Origin of the sequence: Micromonospora sp. AKA38 (genome assembly GCF_027925725.1) — a bacterium.
In the GTDB taxonomy this organism is placed as follows: domain Bacteria; phylum Actinomycetota; class Actinomycetes; order Mycobacteriales; family Micromonosporaceae; genus Micromonospora.
Genome location: NZ_BNEI01000002.1, coordinates 135,896 through 153,314 on the forward strand (window position 1 = coordinate 135,896; position 17,419 = coordinate 153,314).

General features: G+C 72.5%; 14 protein-coding genes. 9 read left to right on the forward strand and 5 right to left on the reverse strand.

All coding sequences use genetic code 11. From position 1 onward, the window contains the following. Window positions 1-21: 21 nt before the first annotated feature. The gene (locus tag TPA0908_RS04175) at window positions 22-2,370 is read left to right on the forward strand and encodes a S8 family serine peptidase (protein WP_281934821.1); all 2,349 of its coding nucleotides are present in this window, start codon (window positions 22-24) and stop codon (window positions 2,368-2,370) included. Further along, window positions 2,367-4,403, forward strand: a complete 2,037-nt coding sequence (locus TPA0908_RS04180) for a Kelch repeat-containing protein (protein WP_281934823.1) — start codon at window positions 2,367-2,369, stop codon at window positions 4,401-4,403. Before TPA0908_RS04175 ends, TPA0908_RS04180 begins: the two co-directional genes overlap by 4 nt. Before the next feature lie 237 nt (window positions 4,404-4,640). On the opposite strand, the gene TPA0908_RS04185 is transcribed toward TPA0908_RS04180, so the two are convergent. Then, on the reverse strand, window positions 4,641-5,285 hold the full coding sequence (locus TPA0908_RS04185; protein WP_281934825.1) for a winged helix-turn-helix domain-containing protein: 645 nt from the start codon (window positions 5,283-5,285) through the stop codon (window positions 4,641-4,643). Between the two features lie 594 nt (window positions 5,286-5,879). Beyond that, complete coding sequence (locus TPA0908_RS04190; RefSeq protein ID WP_281934827.1) at window positions 5,880-6,890, reverse strand: sigma-70 family RNA polymerase sigma factor; 1,011 nt, start codon at window positions 6,888-6,890, stop codon at window positions 5,880-5,882. 543 nt (window positions 6,891-7,433) lie between these two features. On the opposite strand from TPA0908_RS04190, the gene TPA0908_RS04195 reads away from it, so the two are divergent. The 3 genes from TPA0908_RS04195 (at window position 7,434) to TPA0908_RS04205 (ending at window position 11,653) form a co-directional block, all read left to right on the forward strand. After that, window positions 7,434-7,844, forward strand: coding sequence for a hypothetical protein (locus tag TPA0908_RS04195; protein WP_281934829.1), 411 nt, complete (start codon window positions 7,434-7,436; stop codon window positions 7,842-7,844). Between the two features lie 44 nt (window positions 7,845-7,888). Continuing rightward, on the forward strand, window positions 7,889-8,329 hold the full coding sequence (locus tag TPA0908_RS04200; protein WP_281934831.1) for a hypothetical protein: 441 nt from the start codon (window positions 7,889-7,891) through the stop codon (window positions 8,327-8,329). Window positions 8,330-8,473: 144 nt separating this feature from the next. Beyond that, window positions 8,474-11,653: a hypothetical protein gene (locus tag TPA0908_RS04205; protein WP_281934833.1), complete on the forward strand. Its 3,180-nt coding sequence runs from the start codon at window positions 8,474-8,476 to the stop codon at window positions 11,651-11,653. Here TPA0908_RS04205 and TPA0908_RS04210 read toward each other — a convergent pair. After that, window positions 11,539-12,513 (reverse strand): TolB family protein, encoded by a 975-nt coding sequence (locus TPA0908_RS04210; protein ID WP_281934835.1) that lies wholly within the window; start codon window positions 12,511-12,513, stop codon window positions 11,539-11,541. The two genes, TPA0908_RS04205 and TPA0908_RS04210, sit on opposite strands and share 115 nt — an antisense overlap. Next, window positions 12,510-13,778, reverse strand: a complete 1,269-nt coding sequence (locus TPA0908_RS04215; protein WP_281934837.1) for an MFS transporter — start codon at window positions 13,776-13,778, stop codon at window positions 12,510-12,512. Before TPA0908_RS04215 ends, TPA0908_RS04210 begins: the two co-directional genes overlap by 4 nt. A gap of 227 nt (window positions 13,779-14,005) precedes the next feature. Between TPA0908_RS04215 and TPA0908_RS04220 the strand changes: the two genes are divergently transcribed. The 4 genes from TPA0908_RS04220 to TPA0908_RS04235 all read left to right on the forward strand — a co-directional run bounded on the left by TPA0908_RS04220 (window position 14,006) and on the right by TPA0908_RS04235 (window position 17,153). Continuing rightward, window positions 14,006-15,379: a CBM96 family carbohydrate-binding protein gene (locus TPA0908_RS04220; protein ID WP_281934839.1), complete on the forward strand. Its 1,374-nt coding sequence runs from the start codon at window positions 14,006-14,008 to the stop codon at window positions 15,377-15,379. Window positions 15,380-15,478: 99 nt separating this feature from the next. Then, entirely contained in the window at window positions 15,479-16,039 is a 561-nt protein-coding gene (locus tag TPA0908_RS04225; RefSeq protein WP_281934840.1) for a hypothetical protein, read from the forward strand. Beyond that, entirely contained in the window at window positions 16,036-16,716 is a 681-nt protein-coding gene (locus TPA0908_RS04230) for an HAD family hydrolase (RefSeq protein WP_281934842.1), read from the forward strand. The genes TPA0908_RS04225 and TPA0908_RS04230 overlap by 4 nt, the downstream gene beginning before the upstream one ends. Then, window positions 16,713-17,153 carry a VOC family protein gene (locus tag TPA0908_RS04235; RefSeq protein WP_281934844.1) on the forward strand — a complete coding sequence of 147 codons (441 nt, stop codon included), beginning with the start codon at window positions 16,713-16,715 and terminating at the stop codon, window positions 17,151-17,153. The genes TPA0908_RS04230 and TPA0908_RS04235 overlap by 4 nt, the downstream gene beginning before the upstream one ends. A 40-nt stretch (window positions 17,154-17,193) precedes the next feature. On the opposite strand, the gene TPA0908_RS04240 is transcribed toward TPA0908_RS04235, so the two are convergent. Then, window positions 17,194-17,382, reverse strand: a complete 189-nt coding sequence (locus tag TPA0908_RS04240) for a hypothetical protein (RefSeq protein ID WP_281934846.1) — start codon at window positions 17,380-17,382, stop codon at window positions 17,194-17,196. Between the last annotated feature and the right edge of the window lie 37 nt (window positions 17,383-17,419).

The window sequence follows — 17,419 nt, forward strand, 5'->3', positions numbered from 1 at the left end:
TCATCGGAGGAGGCAGCACCGATGCTGAGACGTCCACACCGAACGGGACTGGCCGGGCGGCTGGTGAGCGCGGGCACCGCCCTGCTGCTCGCCGCGACCGCGCTGGCCGCCACCGGCGCCCCGGCGCAGGCGCAGACCGGCGCCGGCGCGTCGGCCGGCGACAAGATCCGTCCCGAACTGACCCGGCAGCTCCAGGGCAAGAGCGAGGGCGACTTCTGGATCCACTTCGGCGACCGGGCCGACCTGGGCAGGGCCGGCGCGGTCAAGGACTGGAACCAGCGGGGCGCCGCGGTCGCCGCGGCCCTCAAGAAGACCGCCGCCGAGAGCCAGGCGAAGATCCGCGCCGAGCTGGACCGCTCGGGCACGAAATACCAGACGTTCTGGGCCACCAACGCCATCAAGGTGACCGGCGGGTCGCTGACCATGGCGCAGAACTTCGCCGCCCACACCGAGGTGGACGGCATCTACGCGCCGGTGGAGTACAAGCTGCCGGAGACCACCCCGGGCACCGACCAGAAGTCGACGAACGCCCTGGAGTGGGGCATCGCCAACATCAACGCCGACGACGTCTGGTCCCAGTACGGCGTCAAGGGCGCCGGCATCACCGTGGCCAGCATCGACAGCGGTGTCCAGTTCGACCACCCGGCGCTGGTGAACGCGTACCGGGGCAACAACGGCGACGGCACGTTCGACCACAACTACAACTGGTACGACGCGGCCGGCGAGTGCGACGACGGGCCCTGCGACTCCGACGGGCACGGCACCCACACCATGGGCACCATGGCCGGCTCGGACGGCGCCAACCAGATCGGCGTCGCCCCCGAGGTCAAGTGGATCGCCGCGAACGGGTGCTGCCCGACCGACGCCGCGCTGATCTCCTCCGGCCAGTGGATGCTGGAGCCCACCGACCTGGCCGGCGAGAACCCGGACGCCAGCAAGCGGCCCAACATCATCAACAACTCGTGGGGCACCACGCAGCCGTCAAACGAGCCGTTCATGGAGGACGTCACCGAGGCGTGGACCGCGTCCGGCATCTTCGGTGTCTGGTCCAACGGCAACAACGGCCCCGCCTGCCAGACCAGCGGCTCGCCGGGCAGCCTGGCCAGCAACTACTCGGCCGGCGCGTACGACATCAACAACAACATCGCCAGCTTCTCGTCCCGGGGCACCGGGCAGAACGGCGAGATCAAGCCGAACATCTCCGCCCCCGGCGTCAACGTCCGCTCCAGCGTGCCGGACAACTCGTACGCCAGCATCAGCGGCACCTCGATGGCGGCGCCGCACCTGGCCGGCGCGATCGCGCTGCTCTGGTCCGCGGCGCCCACGCTGGTCGGTGACGTCGCCGCGACGCGCGCGCTGCTCGACGGCGCGGCGGTCGACAAGGCCGACACGCAGTGCGGCGGCACCGCGGACGACAACAACGTCTACGGCGAGGGTCGCCTCGACGCGCTCGCGCTGCTCGCCGCCGCCCCGATCGGTGACAACGGCACGCTGGCCGGCAAGGTCACCGACGCGACCGGCGCCGCGGTCGCCGGCGCGACGGTCACCCTGACCGGCGCGGCGGACCGGACGCTGACCACCGGCGCCGACGGCACCTACTCCTCGCTGCTGCCCGCCGGCGACTACCAGGTGGTGGTCTCCGCGTTCGGGTACGCGAGCCGCACGCTGACCGCGACCGTCACCAAGAACACGACCACCACGCTCGACGTGGTGCTCACCGCGACACCCAGCGTCACGGTCAGCGGGCAGGTCACCGACGGGTCGGGGCACGGCTGGCCGCTCTACGCGAAGGTGAGCGTGGCGGGCACGCCGATCTCGGACTACACCACGCCGGCCACCGGTCGCTACAGCCTGAAGCTGCCGGCCGGGTCGACCTACCGGCTCACAATCGAGCCGCAGTACGCCGGCTACCTCACGGTCACCAAGGAGGTCACGGTCGGCACCGGCAACCTGACCGCGAACGTCGCGGTGCCGGCGGACCCGGAGAAGTGCGCCACCGCCCCCGGCTACACGGTCAGCTCGGACGGCGAGTACGAGACGTTCGACGGCACCGGCGTGCCGGACGGCTGGTCGGTGGTGGACAACGCCGGCTCCGGCCAGGTCTGGGAGTTCACCGACGCCGGTGAGCGCGGCAACCTGACCGGCGGCAGCGGCCGTTTCGCCATCATCGACAGCGACAACTACGGCAACGGCGGGCGGCAGGACACCTCGCTGGTCAGCCCGGTGGTCGACCTGACCGGGGTGAGCACGCCGGTGATCCGGTTCAACCAGGACTACAACTGGCTGAACAGTGACCGCGCGGACGTCGACCTGAGCCTCGACGGCGGCACCACCTGGAGCAACGTGCTCCGGCAGGCGGCCGACAGGTGACCGAGGTGCCGATCCCGCAGGCGGCGAACCAGTCGCAGGTGCGGGTCCGCTTCCACTACTACGACGCGAGTTGGGAGTGGTGGTGGGAGGTCGACAACGTGCTGATCGGCAGCAAGCTCGTCTGCAAGCCGGTCGACGGCGGCCTGGTGCTCGGCCACGTGCGCGACAAGAACGACAACAGCTACGTCAACGGCGCCACGGTGACCAGCAAGGACCGCCCGGCGGAGAAGGCCACCACGGTCGCCACCCCGGACGACACCGAGCTGCCCGACGGCTTCTACTGGATGTTCTCGTCGCTGACCGGCACGCACCCGTTCACCGCCAGCGCCGGCAACTACGTGAGCCAGACCAAGCAGGTCACGGTCGAGACGGACTGGGCCACCACGGCCACGTTCCAACTGGCCGCCGGCCGGCTGTCGGTGCAGCCGACGTCGCTGACCGGGACGGCCCGGATGCCCAGCGGCAAGGTCAGCAGGACGTTCACCGTGACCAACACCGGCGGCGCGCCGGTCGACGTCGAGTTCTCCGAGCGTGACGGCGGGTTCGTGCTGCAACGCGCCGACGGGTCCCGGCTCTCCGAGCAGGCGCTGCTCGGCTCGACCGGCGCGCCGGCGCAGCGGTTGACCGCGGCGACGTCGTTCGCGGCCCGCTCGTCCGGCAAGTCCTCGACGTCGGTCGCGTCGGCCGGTCCCCAGGCCGACCCGTGGACCGCCATCCCGGGCTACCCGGCGAACGTGATGGACAACCGGGTCGTCACCGTCGACGGCAAGGTCTACTCCATCGGTGGCGGCGACGGGACGACGTCCAGCACCAAGAACTACCGGTACGACCCGATCGCGCAGACCTGGACCGCCATCGCCGACCTGCCCGGCGCCCGTACCGCGATGACGGTCGGCGTGATCGACGGCAAGATCGTCGCCACCGGCGGCTGGGGCGCCTCCGGCCCGGACGGCGCCACCTGGTCGTACGACCCGGCGGCGAACACCTGGACCGCGAAGGCGAGCAACCCGGCGCCCCGGTCGGCCGCCGGCCAGGCCGTCGCGGGCGGCAAGCTGTACGCGGTCGGTGGCTGCACCACGGCGAGCTGCCTGCCGATGTCCAACTCGGTCGTCCGGTACGACCCGGGCGCGAACACCTGGGAGACGCTGCCCGCCTACCCGAAGTCGGTGGCGTTCCTGTCCTGCGGCGGGATCGACGGCACCGTCTACTGCACCGGCGGCAACGACGGCACGAACTCGCAGAAGGCCGGTTACGCGTTCGACCCGGGCGCCAACGCCTGGACCGCCATCGCCGACGCGCCGGCCGACAACTGGGCCGCCTCGTACGCGGTGGCGAACGGCAAGCTGCTGGTCGTCGGCGGGTCGCAGGGCGGCGCCATCACCAACGCCGGTTTCGCGTACGACCCGGCGACCAGTTCCTGGGCCAACCTGCCCAACGCCAACGCGCCCCGATACCGGGGCGGCGCGGCCTGCGGGTTCTACAAGGTCGGCGGCTCGTCGGGCGGCTTCACCGCCACCAAGGACAGCGAGGTCCTGCCCGGCTTCTCCGAGTGCGCCGAGGTGGCGGCCGACGTGAGCTGGTTGACCGTCGACAAGTCGAAGGTCACGCTGGCACCTGGCGCGAAGGTCACGGTCACGGTCGGCATGACCGCGAACGTGGACCAGCCGGGCACGTACTCGGCGTCCATAGTGATCAAGGAGAACACCCCGTACACGGTGGCGCCGGTGGCGGTCACCATGGTCGCGCAGCCGCCGACCACCTGGGGCAAGCTGTCCGGCACGGTCTCCGGCAAGAGCTGCCAGGGCGCCACCGCCCCGCTGCCGGGCGCGACCGTGCAGATCGACTCCTGGGCGAACTCCTACACGTTCACCACCGACGCCGACGGCCGGTACGCCTACTGGATGGACCGGCGCAACAACCCGCTCACGCTGATCGTCGCCAAGGACGGCTGGAAGCCCCAGACCCGTCCGACGAAGATCAACTCCACCACGCCCACCGTCGAGGACTTCACCCTCTCCCCCACCCGCTGCTGACCTGACGGGGAGCGGGCCGGCCGGTGCTCCCCACCGGCCGGCCCGTCCCTTTGTCCACGCCGATCACGCACCTTCCCCACCCCCCACCCCCTCCACCCACTCACCCCACCCGGCCACCGGCCGGCCTCAGCATCGATCAAGGAGTTTGCGTCTGCCGGGGCGCCGGAACAGACGCAAACTCCTTGATCAACACGAGGTGGGGTGGGGGTGGGGGTGGGGGGAGGGGGTGGGGGTGGGTTAGGAAGGGGTGAGGCGGAAGCCGACGCCTCGGACTGCGTGGATCGTGGTGGGGGCGCTCAGACGGGCCAGCTTGTGGCGGATGCGGCGGACCACTGAGTGCATGTCGGAACCCCGGCCGAGGTGATCGTTGCCCCAGACCGCGCGGTGCAGCCGGGCGTACGTCCAGACCTGGCCGGGGGTGTGGACGAGGCAGACCAGCAGGTCGTGCTCCAGCGGCGTCAGGCCGACCTCGCGCTCCCGCCAGCGCAGCACCCGCCGATCGGAATCCACGGCCAGCTCCGGCCCGGACGAGTCGACAGGCGACCGGTCCGACCCCTCGGCCGACGACGCGGTCGGGGAACCGACGGGTGGCCCGGCCGATCCGGCCGACGGGTCGACCGACGGGGCCGGCGTCGCGGTCCGGGAATCCGCCCGCGGGGCCGGCGTCCCGGCGCGGGGGTCGGCCGGCACGTCGCCGTCGGAGTCGGGGCTGACGGCCGGCCGCGTGACCGCCGGGCGGCGGACCAGGTCGAGGAACCGGCGCGCCTGATGGGCACTGGAGACGATCAGGAACGTCTCGGTGCCGCCCAACAGTTGGGCGAGTTGCCGGCGATCGGCCGCCGTGGACGCGATGCCGATGACCAAGGACGGGATCACGGTCATCCGTTCCCACCTTTCCGGCAGGCTGGGGCGCAGCGCCGGCAATTACCGCGACATTTTCGACGCGGCGGATCGGGCCGGCCACCGAGCGTGGAGCGTTGCGGAGCACCTGGTGCGGGAGCGGCCTGAAGCGTGCTGGAGCTGCGGTTTCGTGAGGCTACGGGGCGAGCTACCGGGGATCATATAGCCGCCCAACGATGATTGGTATAGCAGTTAACGTCGATGTAACTGCGTTCGGCAAGATGACCGGCGGAAATTGCAGCCGATCGGCACGCGTCCGAGAAGGACTCGGGTCGGCGTACGCCGGCGGGCCGGCGGATCCGGCCGGAGGCGATGAGAATCCGGGCGTACGCCGGTCTGATCCGCGTGACCACCCTCGTGTTCCGTCTGCCCGGCACGACGCCGACCCGCGCGGACGTCGCGGTCCGCTGCGCCGAGTTGGCAGAGACGTTACGGGGCCGCGACCGGGGCGTGGTGATCTGCGACCTGTCCGCGGTGACCCGACCCGACCTGGTCACCATCGAGACGCTGGCCCGGCTCCGACTGACCGCCAAGCGGTTCGGGTGGCGGTGGGAGACCCGCGGGGCCGGTGCGGCCCTACGCGACCTGGCCGGCCTGCTGGGGCTCGCCGACACCCTCGTCGAGGCGGTCCGGCAGGCCGAAGAGCGGGAACAGGCGGTCGGTGTCGAGGAAGTGGTTGAGCGAGGTGATCCGGCCGCCGGAGAGCCCCACCACGATCAGCGACCAGGGCACGTGCCCTGAGCCGGGGCCGGGCCGGTACTGCCCGAACGCCGGCATGCCGTTGGCCGCCACCGGCACCAGCCGGGATCCCCGGCAGCCGTGACCCGTGCCGGTCATCCACGCCGTGATGTGGTCGGGCCCGCGCAGCCACAACGGCACCGGCGGCATGGACAGCGTCGCGTCCTCGTGCAGCAGCTCGGTGAGCGCCGTGAGGTCGTACGACTCGAACGCGCGCACGTAGCGGGCCAGCAGCGCCTGCTGCTCCTCGTCCAGCGGCCGGCGCACGTCGGTGTCGGCGCCGGTCGACGCGAGCGTGGCCCGCGCCCGTTGCAGCGCGCTGTTGACGCTCGCCACCGACGTGTCGAGCAGGTCCGCGACCTCCTGGGCCGACCAGGCCAGCACCTCGCGCAGGATGAGCACGGCCCGCTGCTTCGGCGGGAGGTGCTGCAACGCCGCGACCAACGCCAGCCGGACCGACTCCCGCCCGGCGATCACGTCGGCCGGGTCGCCGGACTCGGCGAGGACCCGGTCGTCCGGCACCGGGCCCACCCAGATCTGCTCCGGGCGCGGTTCGCCGGGATGGGCGGCGGTGCCGCTGCCGGCGGGACCGAGATCCATCGGCCGGACGCGGCGCTGCGCGCTGGCGGTCATGTTCAGGCAGACGTTCGTGGCGATGCGGTACAGCCAGGTCCGCAACGCGGAGCGCCCCTCGAACCGGTCGAAGTTGCGCCAGGCCCGGACGAAGGTGTCCTGCACCGCGTCCTCGGCCTCGAAGGCCGAGCCCAGCATCCGGTAGCAGTAGCCGGTCAGCTCCGACCGGTACGCCTCGAGTTGCGCCTCGACGGGGACGCTCGCCACCTCGTTCACACGTTCGAAACTAGCCCACTCGCTGCGCGAACGCGAACACGCAAGACGCGAGTTGACATCCTCACGGCCGTCACCGTTCCCCGATCGTCGGTGGGTGCAGGTGGTCGGCGGCACCCCCGCGATGGTGAGCCAGCGACGGGCGGCCGTGTTCATGGCGGTGGGCCGCAGACGTGGACGTGGTGGCCGGGCCGGTGGTGGCGGATCGCCGACGCGATGGCGGTGCCCTGCTCGGCGGGGGCGGCCCAGGGTCGTCCAGGCCGGTGCCGCCGGCCACGAGCAGCACGTCTTCGGTGCGGTCGGTCAATTCCAGGCCGGTGTCCGCGGGTGCGCCGAGGTGCAGCAGGTCCCCGGGGGGGCACTTCCTCGACGCGGGCCTTAATCAGCTCTATTCCGATCTGTTCCGAGCTGTTCGGAACGGTTCGGAACAACCTACGGGGCTGGTCATCAGATGCGCGGACTGTTGAGATTGGAGCAGGCAGGAGATGAATACCTACTGCACCTGGAGGGCCAATGCGTAAAAGCGCGATACTCGCCTGCACGGCGATGGGATCCGCGTTCGTGATCGGTGGCACCGCCGCACCTTCCGCGGCTGCTGAGGTCGATCTGCAGGCAGGCCCTGCCGCCGCGGCGGTCTCCTGGGATGTCACGGGCAACCCTGGAGACGTGGTGGGAGCGTGGGGATACGGAACGCTCACCTACAACAGCAGCAACGGCCGGGTCGAGGTCGCCGCGACCGTCCGGGACACCAAGAAGGACGGCTATCGGGCCATTCTCAAAATTCAAGCCGAGTACCAGGACAACTCGGTCCGGAGCGAGGAGATCGCGGACACCACCGGCAGCAGCGACACCTCGTACGGCTCCGGATGGTTCACTTTCGCGAGCGACGTGGACAGCATCTGGGTTCAGGAATGCGTGGCGAGTTCCTGCGCCTCCAACTGGTACCAGATCTGGTGAGCAGAAAAGCCACAGAAGACGGCCACGAAAAAGGAGGAAAGGCAATGCGAAACACGCTGAGAAAGATCGGTGTCGCGGCGACTGTGGGGGCCCTGGCACTCGCCGGGATCGCGGCCACGAGTACCCCCGCGTTGGCGGCGTCGAGTTGGTCGGCCCAGTACACCGGCGCCGACATCGCCGGGGTGCACGGCTGGGGCACGTTCCAGTACTACGCGCCGGCGGGAACCACCTACGCCCAGGTGTTCGCCAACGTCAAGGACACCGCAGTCGACAGCAAGGGCGCGCGGCTCTATCTCCGGTGGGAGAGGAACGACGGCGTCTTCCAGGACGCGGGCTACGTCAGCGCGTCGGGCAACGGTGACATCCAGAACGGGACCTTCAGGCTCCCGGCCACTCAGTACTACGCCTTCGAAGTCATGGAGTGCAAGACCGAGGCCGGCGCGACGGTGTGGAGCACCTGCGGGGAGTACTCGAGGCCCGAATAGCCGACTGCCCGACGGGCGGGGGGTCATGCCGTGATGGTGGGTCGGGTGCCGGCGTCCCGGCACCCGACTCACCGACGGATCAACCCCGGCGCACCCGATGACGCGACGGGAGATAGATCGGGCCGCCGCCACTAGGATGCGAGCGTGGGTCAGGTTCGGCGCCCGTACCGGCTGGTCGCCGCCGTCATGGTGGTGCTGCTGCTCGGTGCGGGTGTGGCCTGGGTCGTCGACGACGCGCTGGGGCTCAGTCACACCCCGGCGGACGTGCCGCCCGAGCCGGCCGTCGCCGCGCCGCCCCGCACACCGGTCGCTCCACCGCCGTTGACCTCGATCGTGGTGCCGGACCAGCTCCGCGCGGTCAAGGCCGCCGCAGCGGTCGCCGACGCGCTCGCCGCCCGGGGCCGCTCCCGCCCGACGGTCACCCCGACCGCCACACCCACCCCGACCAGGCGCACCGGCACGCCCGACCGGAATCCGAGCCCCGGCCCGGGTGCGCGGAGCCCGGCGGCGGTGACGACGCTGCGGGCGGAGCTGCGCTCCGGTGGGGCACCGGAGTCGTACCGGATCGCCGCCCGCGCGGCGGAGCTGACCGTCACCGGCGACCTGGCGGGCGTCACGGCCGGGCTCTACCGGCTGGCCGACCGGATCCGCTCCGGCGCCGAGGTGCTGCCGGCGGCGGAGGCCGGCCGGCCGGTGACGCCCCGGTTGGGGCTGCGGCTGACCGACGCGGGCTCGGTGGGGCGCGAACCGGACCGGGCGGCGTTCGCGGCCGGCGACGACTACCGCCTCAACACCGACATCGTCTCGCCCGCGGTGCTGCCCCGGGCACCGTGGGTGGACGCCGCGGCGGTGGCCCGCATCGACGCGCAGTTCCGGCAGTTCGTCGACCACGCAGTGGCGCAGGGCTACAACGGCGTGGTGGTGCCCGGCTTCCTGGAGTACGTGACGTTCGCCGGCGTCGGCGACGGGCACGCGGTCTACCCGGCCGGCGACCCGCACGTCGACCGGGCCCGCGCGATGGTGGCGGCGTTCGGGCCGGTCTTCCGGTACGCCGACCAGATGGGCCTGCGCGTCTTCCTGCTCACCGACATGCTCGCGGTGTCGCCGCCACTTCAGGCGTACCTGGACCGGACCGTGGGCGGGCTGGACACCACCGACCCCCGACTCTGGGCGGTCTACCGGGCCGGGCTGGCCGAGCTGTTCGCGAGCATGCCGTTCGTCGCCGGCCTGATGGTCCGCGTCGGCGAGGGCGGCGAGGTGTACGCGGGCAGCGGCTGGGACTACGGCTCGAAGCTCGCGGTCACCACCGCCGAGGGTGTGCGCACGATGCTGCGGGCACTGCTCGACACCGCGGCCACGGTCGACAAGGAGATCATCTTCCGCACCTGGACGGTGGGCGTGGGCGCGGTGGGCGACCTGCACACCAACCCCGACGCGTACGCCGAGGTGCTGGGCGGGTTCGACGATCCGCACCTGATCGTGTCCACCAAGTACACGCTCGGCGACTTCTACAGCCACCTGCCGTTGAACACCACGCTGCGCGGCGGCACCCAGCGGCGGATCGTGGAGTTCCAGGCGCGGCGCGAGTTCGAGGGCTTCGGCGCGCTGCCCAACGACCTCGGTCCGCTGCACCGGGCGGCGCTGCGCGCGTTCCTCGCCGCGAACCCGCACGTGGAGGGCGTGTGGAACTGGACCCAGGACGGCGGGCCGCTGCGCGCCGGGCCGATGTCGCTCTACCTGCGCGCCGGCTTCTGGCAGCTCTACGACCTGAACACGTACGCGGTGGCGCGGCTGGCCTGGGACCCGGACGCCGATCCGGCGCGGGTGACGGCGGACTGGGCGTACCGGACGTTCTCCGCCGACCCGGCCACGGTCGCGGCGATCGGGCGGGCCATGGCGTTGTCCCGGGCCGCGGTCACCACCGGCCTCTACATCGGCCCGTACGCGGACACGTCGGTGCGGGCGCTCGGGCTGGAACCGCCGCCGATGATGTGGATCTTCGAGTGGGACATCCCGACCGGTGACTCCGCGGCGCTGGACAGCATCTACGCGGTCACCGGCGACCGGGTCGACGCGGCGGTCGCCGAGGGCGGCGCGGCGGTCGCCACGGCCCGGCGGATGCGGGAGCTGGTGGCCGGCACCGACCCGGCGACGTGGCGGGACGGCGAGCTGCGGAAACGCTTCGTCGACACGCTCGACTACCAGGTGGACCTGTTCACGACGCTGGCCGCCTACCGGACCATGGTGCTGCGGCACGCGCAGTGGCTGGACACCGGTTCCGCCACCGCGTACGCGCAGTGGCGGTCGGCCGCCGGCGACTACCGCGAGGCGCGGGACCGGCACCGGCAGCGCTACGGCGGGGACGTCGACCTGCCGGCGTACCGCTTCACGGCGGCCGACCTCGGCGCGCAGCGGGCGGACCGCGACCCGGCGATGGCCTGGGCGGCGCGGGCGCTGCTGGTCCTGGTCGTGGCCGTGGTGGCGCTCGGGCTGCGCGGGCGCGGGCCGGGCGGCGCGGCGGCGCGGGCGCTGCTGGTCGGCGCGCTGCGACCGTGGCGGGTGGCGGCGCTGCCGGTGCCGGCGGCCCGGCTGGACCGGGTGCTGGTCTGGCTGGTCCCGGCCGGAGTGCTGGTGGCGAGCCGGCTGGTGTTCACCTGGTTCGCCGCGCCCGCGCACCTGCTGGTCACACTCGGCGGGTGGAGTCTGTTCGCGCTGGTGGCACGCCTGGCGGTAGGTCGGCGGGACCCGTTCGGGCTGTGGGCGGTCCTCGGCGGCGTGGCGCTGCTGCGCAGCGTGCTGCTGCTGGCGGTGCTGGCCGGGCGCGGGCCGGGCGGCTACTGGTTCGTGTTCTGGGCCGAGCCGGCCCGCCGGACGGTCTACCTCACCGTGGCGGTGGCGGCGTTCTGCTGGCTGTTCGTGGCGACCGCGCTGGTGCTGCGCGACCGGTACGGCATGCGCCGCCGGCGGGCCGCCGGGCTGACGCTCACCGCCGCCGGGGTGCCGCTCGCGGTGCTCGCCGGGCTGGTCGCGTGGATCGGCGCGGAGCGGGCGCTGACCGTCTGGAACGACCAGATGGCGTTGCTGCCGTGGGGGCTGTCCCGCATCCTCGGCATCACCGTCTACCTGGGCATCCCGACGGGGCTGGCCGGCTGGGCCGCCGGGGCCGGCGCGGCGCTGGCCGCCGCCGGGCTGCTGCTGTCGGTCGGCCGTCAGGTCAACGGGGACGGCGACTCCGCGCCGCGCACCAGCAGCCGGGGCGGGCCGGAGCCGTCGGCCGGCACCGACCAGACGTCCGGGCGGCCGTCGTCCTGGCGCAGCGTGTAGGCAAGCGTCCCGCCGTCCAGCCAGGCGGCCTGGTCGTCGACGCTGGCGCGCTCGGCGGTGGCGGTCACCCGCATGGTCCGCAGGTCGAGCACGGACAACCGCCAGCCCCGGGCCGGGTCGGCCTCGACCGCCTCCTTGAACGCGAGCCGGGTGCCGTCCGGCGACAGCGACGGGCACTCGACGTTCGCCCGTACCGTCTCGACCGTCCGGGCGGCGGCGTCGCCCCGCACCAACCACCGCCTCCCGGCCGTGGCCATGGTGGCGTAGAAGACGTTGTCGTCGCCCGCGAACGTGACGCCCCAGAAGTTGACGTCGGCGCTGCGGTAGGGCCGGCCGGCGCGCCGGACCGTGAACTCCTCCAGGGAGGCGACGACGGTGCCGGTGCGGGTGTCGAGGAAGCCGGTACGGGTGGAGAAGCCGCTGCTGGTGTAGGAGTCGCCGCCGACGAAGGTGGTCCAGGAGACCATCCGGCCCGACGCCGAGACCCGCGCCCGGTTGGGCAGTCCCGGCACGTCCAGCCGCCGGACCGGGCGCAGGTCGGCGTCGAGCACCACCACCTGGTACGACCACGGACTGCTCGGGGCCAGGCAGACGCCGGTGCCGGCCGCCGCGTACACCCGCAGGCACTCACGGTCGGACACGGCGCGCGGCCCGGCCGGGTCGGCCAGCGCCACGGTGGAGACGTGCCGGTCGGTGACCGCGAGTAGCCGGGGCCCGGGGTGGAGCGTGACCGCCCGGTCGACGGCGGACGCCGGCGTCGGGGTGGACCGGGCCGACAGGACCGGGTATCCGGCGGCCAGCGTGCCCAGGGCGACCACCGCGGCGGCCAGCGTGGCGAGCTTCACGCGTGTCGACATCATCGAGGTGACCTCCGCTGGAGGGGAGCGAGCAGGGGCACGGTGACCAGCAGCGCGACGGTGACCGCCACGGCCGCGGCGGCGCTCGCCGCGTGCGGGCCCCAGACCTGCCAGGCGAGACCGAACAGGACCGAGGAGAGCAGGTACGCCATCGCCTGCCCGGTCTGCACCAGCGCGATGCCGGTGGTGCGAATCCGGGCCGGCAGGACCGGCCCGGCGAGCGCGATCAGCACCCCGTCGGTGGCCGCGTAGAACACGCCGTGCAGCGTCAGTGTGAGCGCGAGCAGCGGCCAGCCGTGCGCCGGGCCGGCGAGCAGCAGGTACGCCAGACCGAGCGCGAGGTAGCCGCCGACCACCACCGGCAGCCGGCCGATCCGGTCGGCAAGCGCGCCGAGCGGACCGGCCAACAGCAGGTACGCCAGGCTGGTGCCGACCGCGAGCAGCGGGAACCACCGCAGGCCGATGTCCTCGCGGCGTTGCAGCAACAGGTAGACGAAGCCGTCGCCGACGGTGGCGAGCCCGAGCAGCGCGGCGGCCAGCACCAGTCGGCGGGTCGACCGGTCACGCAGCAGGCCGGCGGCCTCCCGCACGGTGACCCGCTGCCCGTCGACGTCACCGGTCGGACCGGCCGGCGCGTGTTCCCGGACGAACAGCACGAGGACGACGACGGCGAGCGCGGCGACGCAGAAGCTGGCGACGAAGACCGCGTCGTAGCGGGGTCCGACGGCGAACAGGACCGCGAGCGCGGCCAGCGGACCGAGGAACGCGCCCACCGCGTCCATGGCGCGGTGCACACCGAACGCCCGGCCGAGCGCCCCGGGCGGCGTGGCCAGCGTGATGAGCGCGTCGCGGGGGGCGGTGCGGACGCCCTTGCCGAGCCGGTCCACCGCGATCACCGCGCCGATCGCCGGCACCGACCGGCCGGCGAGGAGCAGCCCGAGCTTGGCCACCGCGGAGAGCGTGTAGCCGACGCCGGCGACCAGTTTGCGCCGGCGGAACCGATCGGCCAGGAATCCGCCGACCACCCGCAGCACGGCGGTCGCCCCGGTGTGCACGCCGTCCAGAACGCCGAACGCCAGCGGGCTGAGGTTCAGCCCGAGCACCAGGTAGAGCGGCAGCACCGCGGTGACCATCTCCGCGGACACGTCGGTGATCAGGCTGACCGCGCCGAGCGCGACGACGGTGCCACCGACCCCGGCGAGACGACGGCGCGGCCGACCGGCGGCCGGTGGGTCGGTCACCGGGCGGGACACGGTCGACAGGTACACGGGTGATCCCCTCACGGTCGACGGCCTGACGGACAGCCATCGTCCGGGCGGCGTCGGGCCACCACAACGGACGGTCGGTGCCGCCCGGATGTGCGGTCGGCGAACGACGCGAGAACATCGAGGAGTTTCCCTGTCCGGACGCGGCGTTCACCCGCCCTTCGCCCGCCGGCCCATCGACGTTCCTACATTCCGTGGGCTGTCACAACCCCCCACGGAAGGGGCCCTGGATGGGCATTCGACTCCCCCGACCATCGGTCACGCTGGGCGCGGCGGCCGTGCTGGTCGCCGCCAGCACGGCCGCCGTCCTCACCGGCTCGGGCGCCGCGTCGGCGGCGAGCGTCACGTTCGCCCCGGTCGCCGACACGTACGTGCAGAGCGACACCGCCGGCACCAACTACGGCACGGCCACCCAGCTCGTGGTGGACAACTCCCCCGCCCGCCGGATGTTCCTGCGGTTCTCGGTCACCGGCCTCGGTGGCCCGGTGACCGGCGCCAAGCTGCGGCTGCACACGATCAGCGGCAACGACGGCAGCGACGCCGGCGGCAGCGTGCGGGCGATGTCCGGCACGACCTGGTCGGAGACCGGTACCACCTGGAACAACCAGCCGGCCGTGGACGGCGTCGCGCTGGGCTCGATCGGGTCGGTCGGCCCCGGTAGCTGGTACGAGGTGGACGTCACGGCCGCGGTCACCGGCAACGGCACGGTCAGCCTGGCGGCCACCTCCGCCAGCAGCGACGGCGCCTACTACGACGCCCGGGAGAGCGGCGCCACCGCCCCGCAACTGGTCGTCACCACCGGCACCACCGCGCCGTCGGCCGACCCGGTCCTGGTCGGCGCCGGCGACATCGCCACCTCGGGCTCCGGGGACACGGCCACCGCCGCGCTGCTCGACGGCATCTCCGGGACCGTGTTCACGACCGGCGACAACGTCTACAACAGCGGCACCACGTCGGAGTTCACCAGCTACTACGCGCCCACCTGGGGCCGGCACAAGGCACGTACCCGGCCGGCACCGGGCAACCACGACTACAACACCTCCGGCGCGAGCGGTTACTACGGCTACTACGGCAGCCAGGCCGGGCCGAGCGGGCGCGGCTACTACTCGTACGACCTGGGCAACTGGCACGTGGTGTCGCTGAACTCCAACGTCGGCATGTCCGCCGGCTCGACGCAGGAGCAGTGGCTACGGGCGGACCTCGCGGCCAGCACCAAGCCGTGCACGCTCGCCTACTGGCACCACCCGCTCTACACGTCCAGCTCCAACCACGCACCGTCCACCGGAACCCGACCGCTCTACCAGGCGCTCTACGACTACGGCGCGGACGTCGTCGTGTGGGGACACAACCACGTCTACGAGCGGTTCGCGCCGATGAACGCCAACGGCGGCTACGACGCCGCGCGGGGGCTACGCAGCTTCGTCGCCGGGATGGGCGGGGCCGACCACTACGGCTTCGGCACCATCCAGCCCAACAGCGAGGCGCGCAACAGCAGCGCGTTCGGGGTCCTGAAGTTCACCCTGCACGCCACCACCTACGACTGGCAGTTCGTGCCGGTGGCGGGGCAGACCTACACCGACAGCGGCACCGGTAGCTGCCACTGAGACGGGGTGACCGCCCCGGCCGGGCTTCCTCGGCCGGGGCGGTGTGCCCGCCCTCCATATGCGTCGCGTCCCCGGTGTGCCCGGTGCGACCATGTCGACATGCGTAAGATCCCCACGCTGTTCCGCCGCGACCCCGAGGACCGCCGACGCGTCCTCGACGAGGTCGACCCCGAGTGCCGGTGGGTGCTCGACGGTGAGGGCGTCGCCACCCGCAAGTACGACGGCACCTGCGTGCTGCTCGACACCGACGGCACGTGGTGGGCCCGGCGCGAGGTGAAGCCCGGCAAGGCCCAGCCGCCCGGCTACCGGCCGGTCATGACCGACGGGACCACCGGCAAGACCGTCGGCTGGGAGCCGATCGACCGCTCGTCGTTCGCGAAGTACCACGCCGAGGCCCTGGCCGCGCACGCGGGCGAGCCCCGCCCCGGCACCTTCGAGCTGATCGGCCCCAGGATCAACGGCAACCCCGAGGGGGTACGCGGACACGCGCTCGTCGCGCACGCCGAGGCCGACCGGCTGGACGTTCCGCGCGACGCGCCCGGCCTGCGTGAGTGGCTGCTGGCACATCCCGCGTACGAGGGCGTCGTCTGGCACCACCCGGACGGCCGCCGCGCCAAACTCAAGCGCCGCGACGTCACCGGACCGGAGCAACTCGCATGATCGAGGCGGTCTTCTTCGACGTCGGGGGGACGATCCTCGACGAGTCGCGCGAGTTCGCGGACTGGGCGGACTGGCTCGGCGTGCCCCGGCACACGTTCTCCGCCGTCCTCGGCGCGGTGATCGCCCGGGGACAGGACTGGCAGGAGGCGTTCCGGACCTTCCGGCCCGATTTCGACCTGGCGACCGAGTTGGCGCGGCGGGCCGCCGCCGGCCGGCCGGAGTCGTTCGACGAGGACGATCTCTACCCGGACGCGCGGGCGTGCCTGACCGCGCTGAAGGATCAGGGACTGCGCGTCGGCCTGGCCGGCAACCAGCCGGCACACGCCGAGGCGAGCCTGCGCGCACTCGACCTTCCGGTGGACGTGATCGGCACGTCGCACGGCTGGGGCGTGGCGAAGCCGGCGCCGGCGTTCTTCGCGCGGCTCGTCCGCGAGGCCGGCCATGACCCGTCGTCCATCCTGTACGTCGGCGACCGGCCTGACAACGACGCGGGCGCGGCCATGGCGGCGGGCATGCCGGCGTGCCTGATCCGGCGCGGGCCGTGGGGTCACATCCTCGACCTGCCGGCCGTGGCGCAGCGCTGCCTGTTCCGGATCGGGTCGCTCGACGAACTGCCGGGCCTGGTCGCGGCACACAACGCCGGCCGTCGGTCCGCCGTTCTACCCTCGGGGACATGACGATTCAGCGCATGGACAACGTCGGCATCGTCGTTGACGACCTCGACGCCGCCGTCGCGTTCTTCACCGCACTCGGCATGGAGTTGGAAGGCCGGATGCCGATCGAGGGAAGCTGGGCGGGGAAGGTCGTCGGGCTCGACGACATGCGCAGCGAGATCGCGATGATGCGGATCCCGGACGCGCCGGGCCGGCTGGAGCTGGCGACGTACCACTCGCCGCGGGCGATCGTGCCCGAGCCGAGCGTCACCCCGGCCAACACGCGGGGCCTGCACCGCGTCATGTTCGCCGTCGACGACATCGAGGACACGCTCGCCCGGCTCCGCCCGCACGGCGCGGAACTCGTCGGCGAGGTGACGCGCTTCGAGGACAGTTTCCTGCTCTGCTACCTGCGTGGGCCGAGCGGCATCATCGTCGCGCTGGCCGAGCACCTGACCTGAGTCGCTTACGCTCTCAGGTCGACAGGGCGCCGAGGGCTGATCAGTCGCCGGCCAGCTCCGGCCGATGCTCTTTGATCCACTTCTGGACGTCGGACCTCAGCCAGACCTTGCCCTGCACGAGGTCGGCCACCGGCTCCGGGAAGTTCCGGTGACTGGTGATGACGTAGACACGTTGCTTGCTGATCCCGCCAAGCATCACGCGAATCTCCGCTGCACCCACCAGCTCCATGTTCCGGACGCTAGACAGTTGCCCCGACTCCTTGACC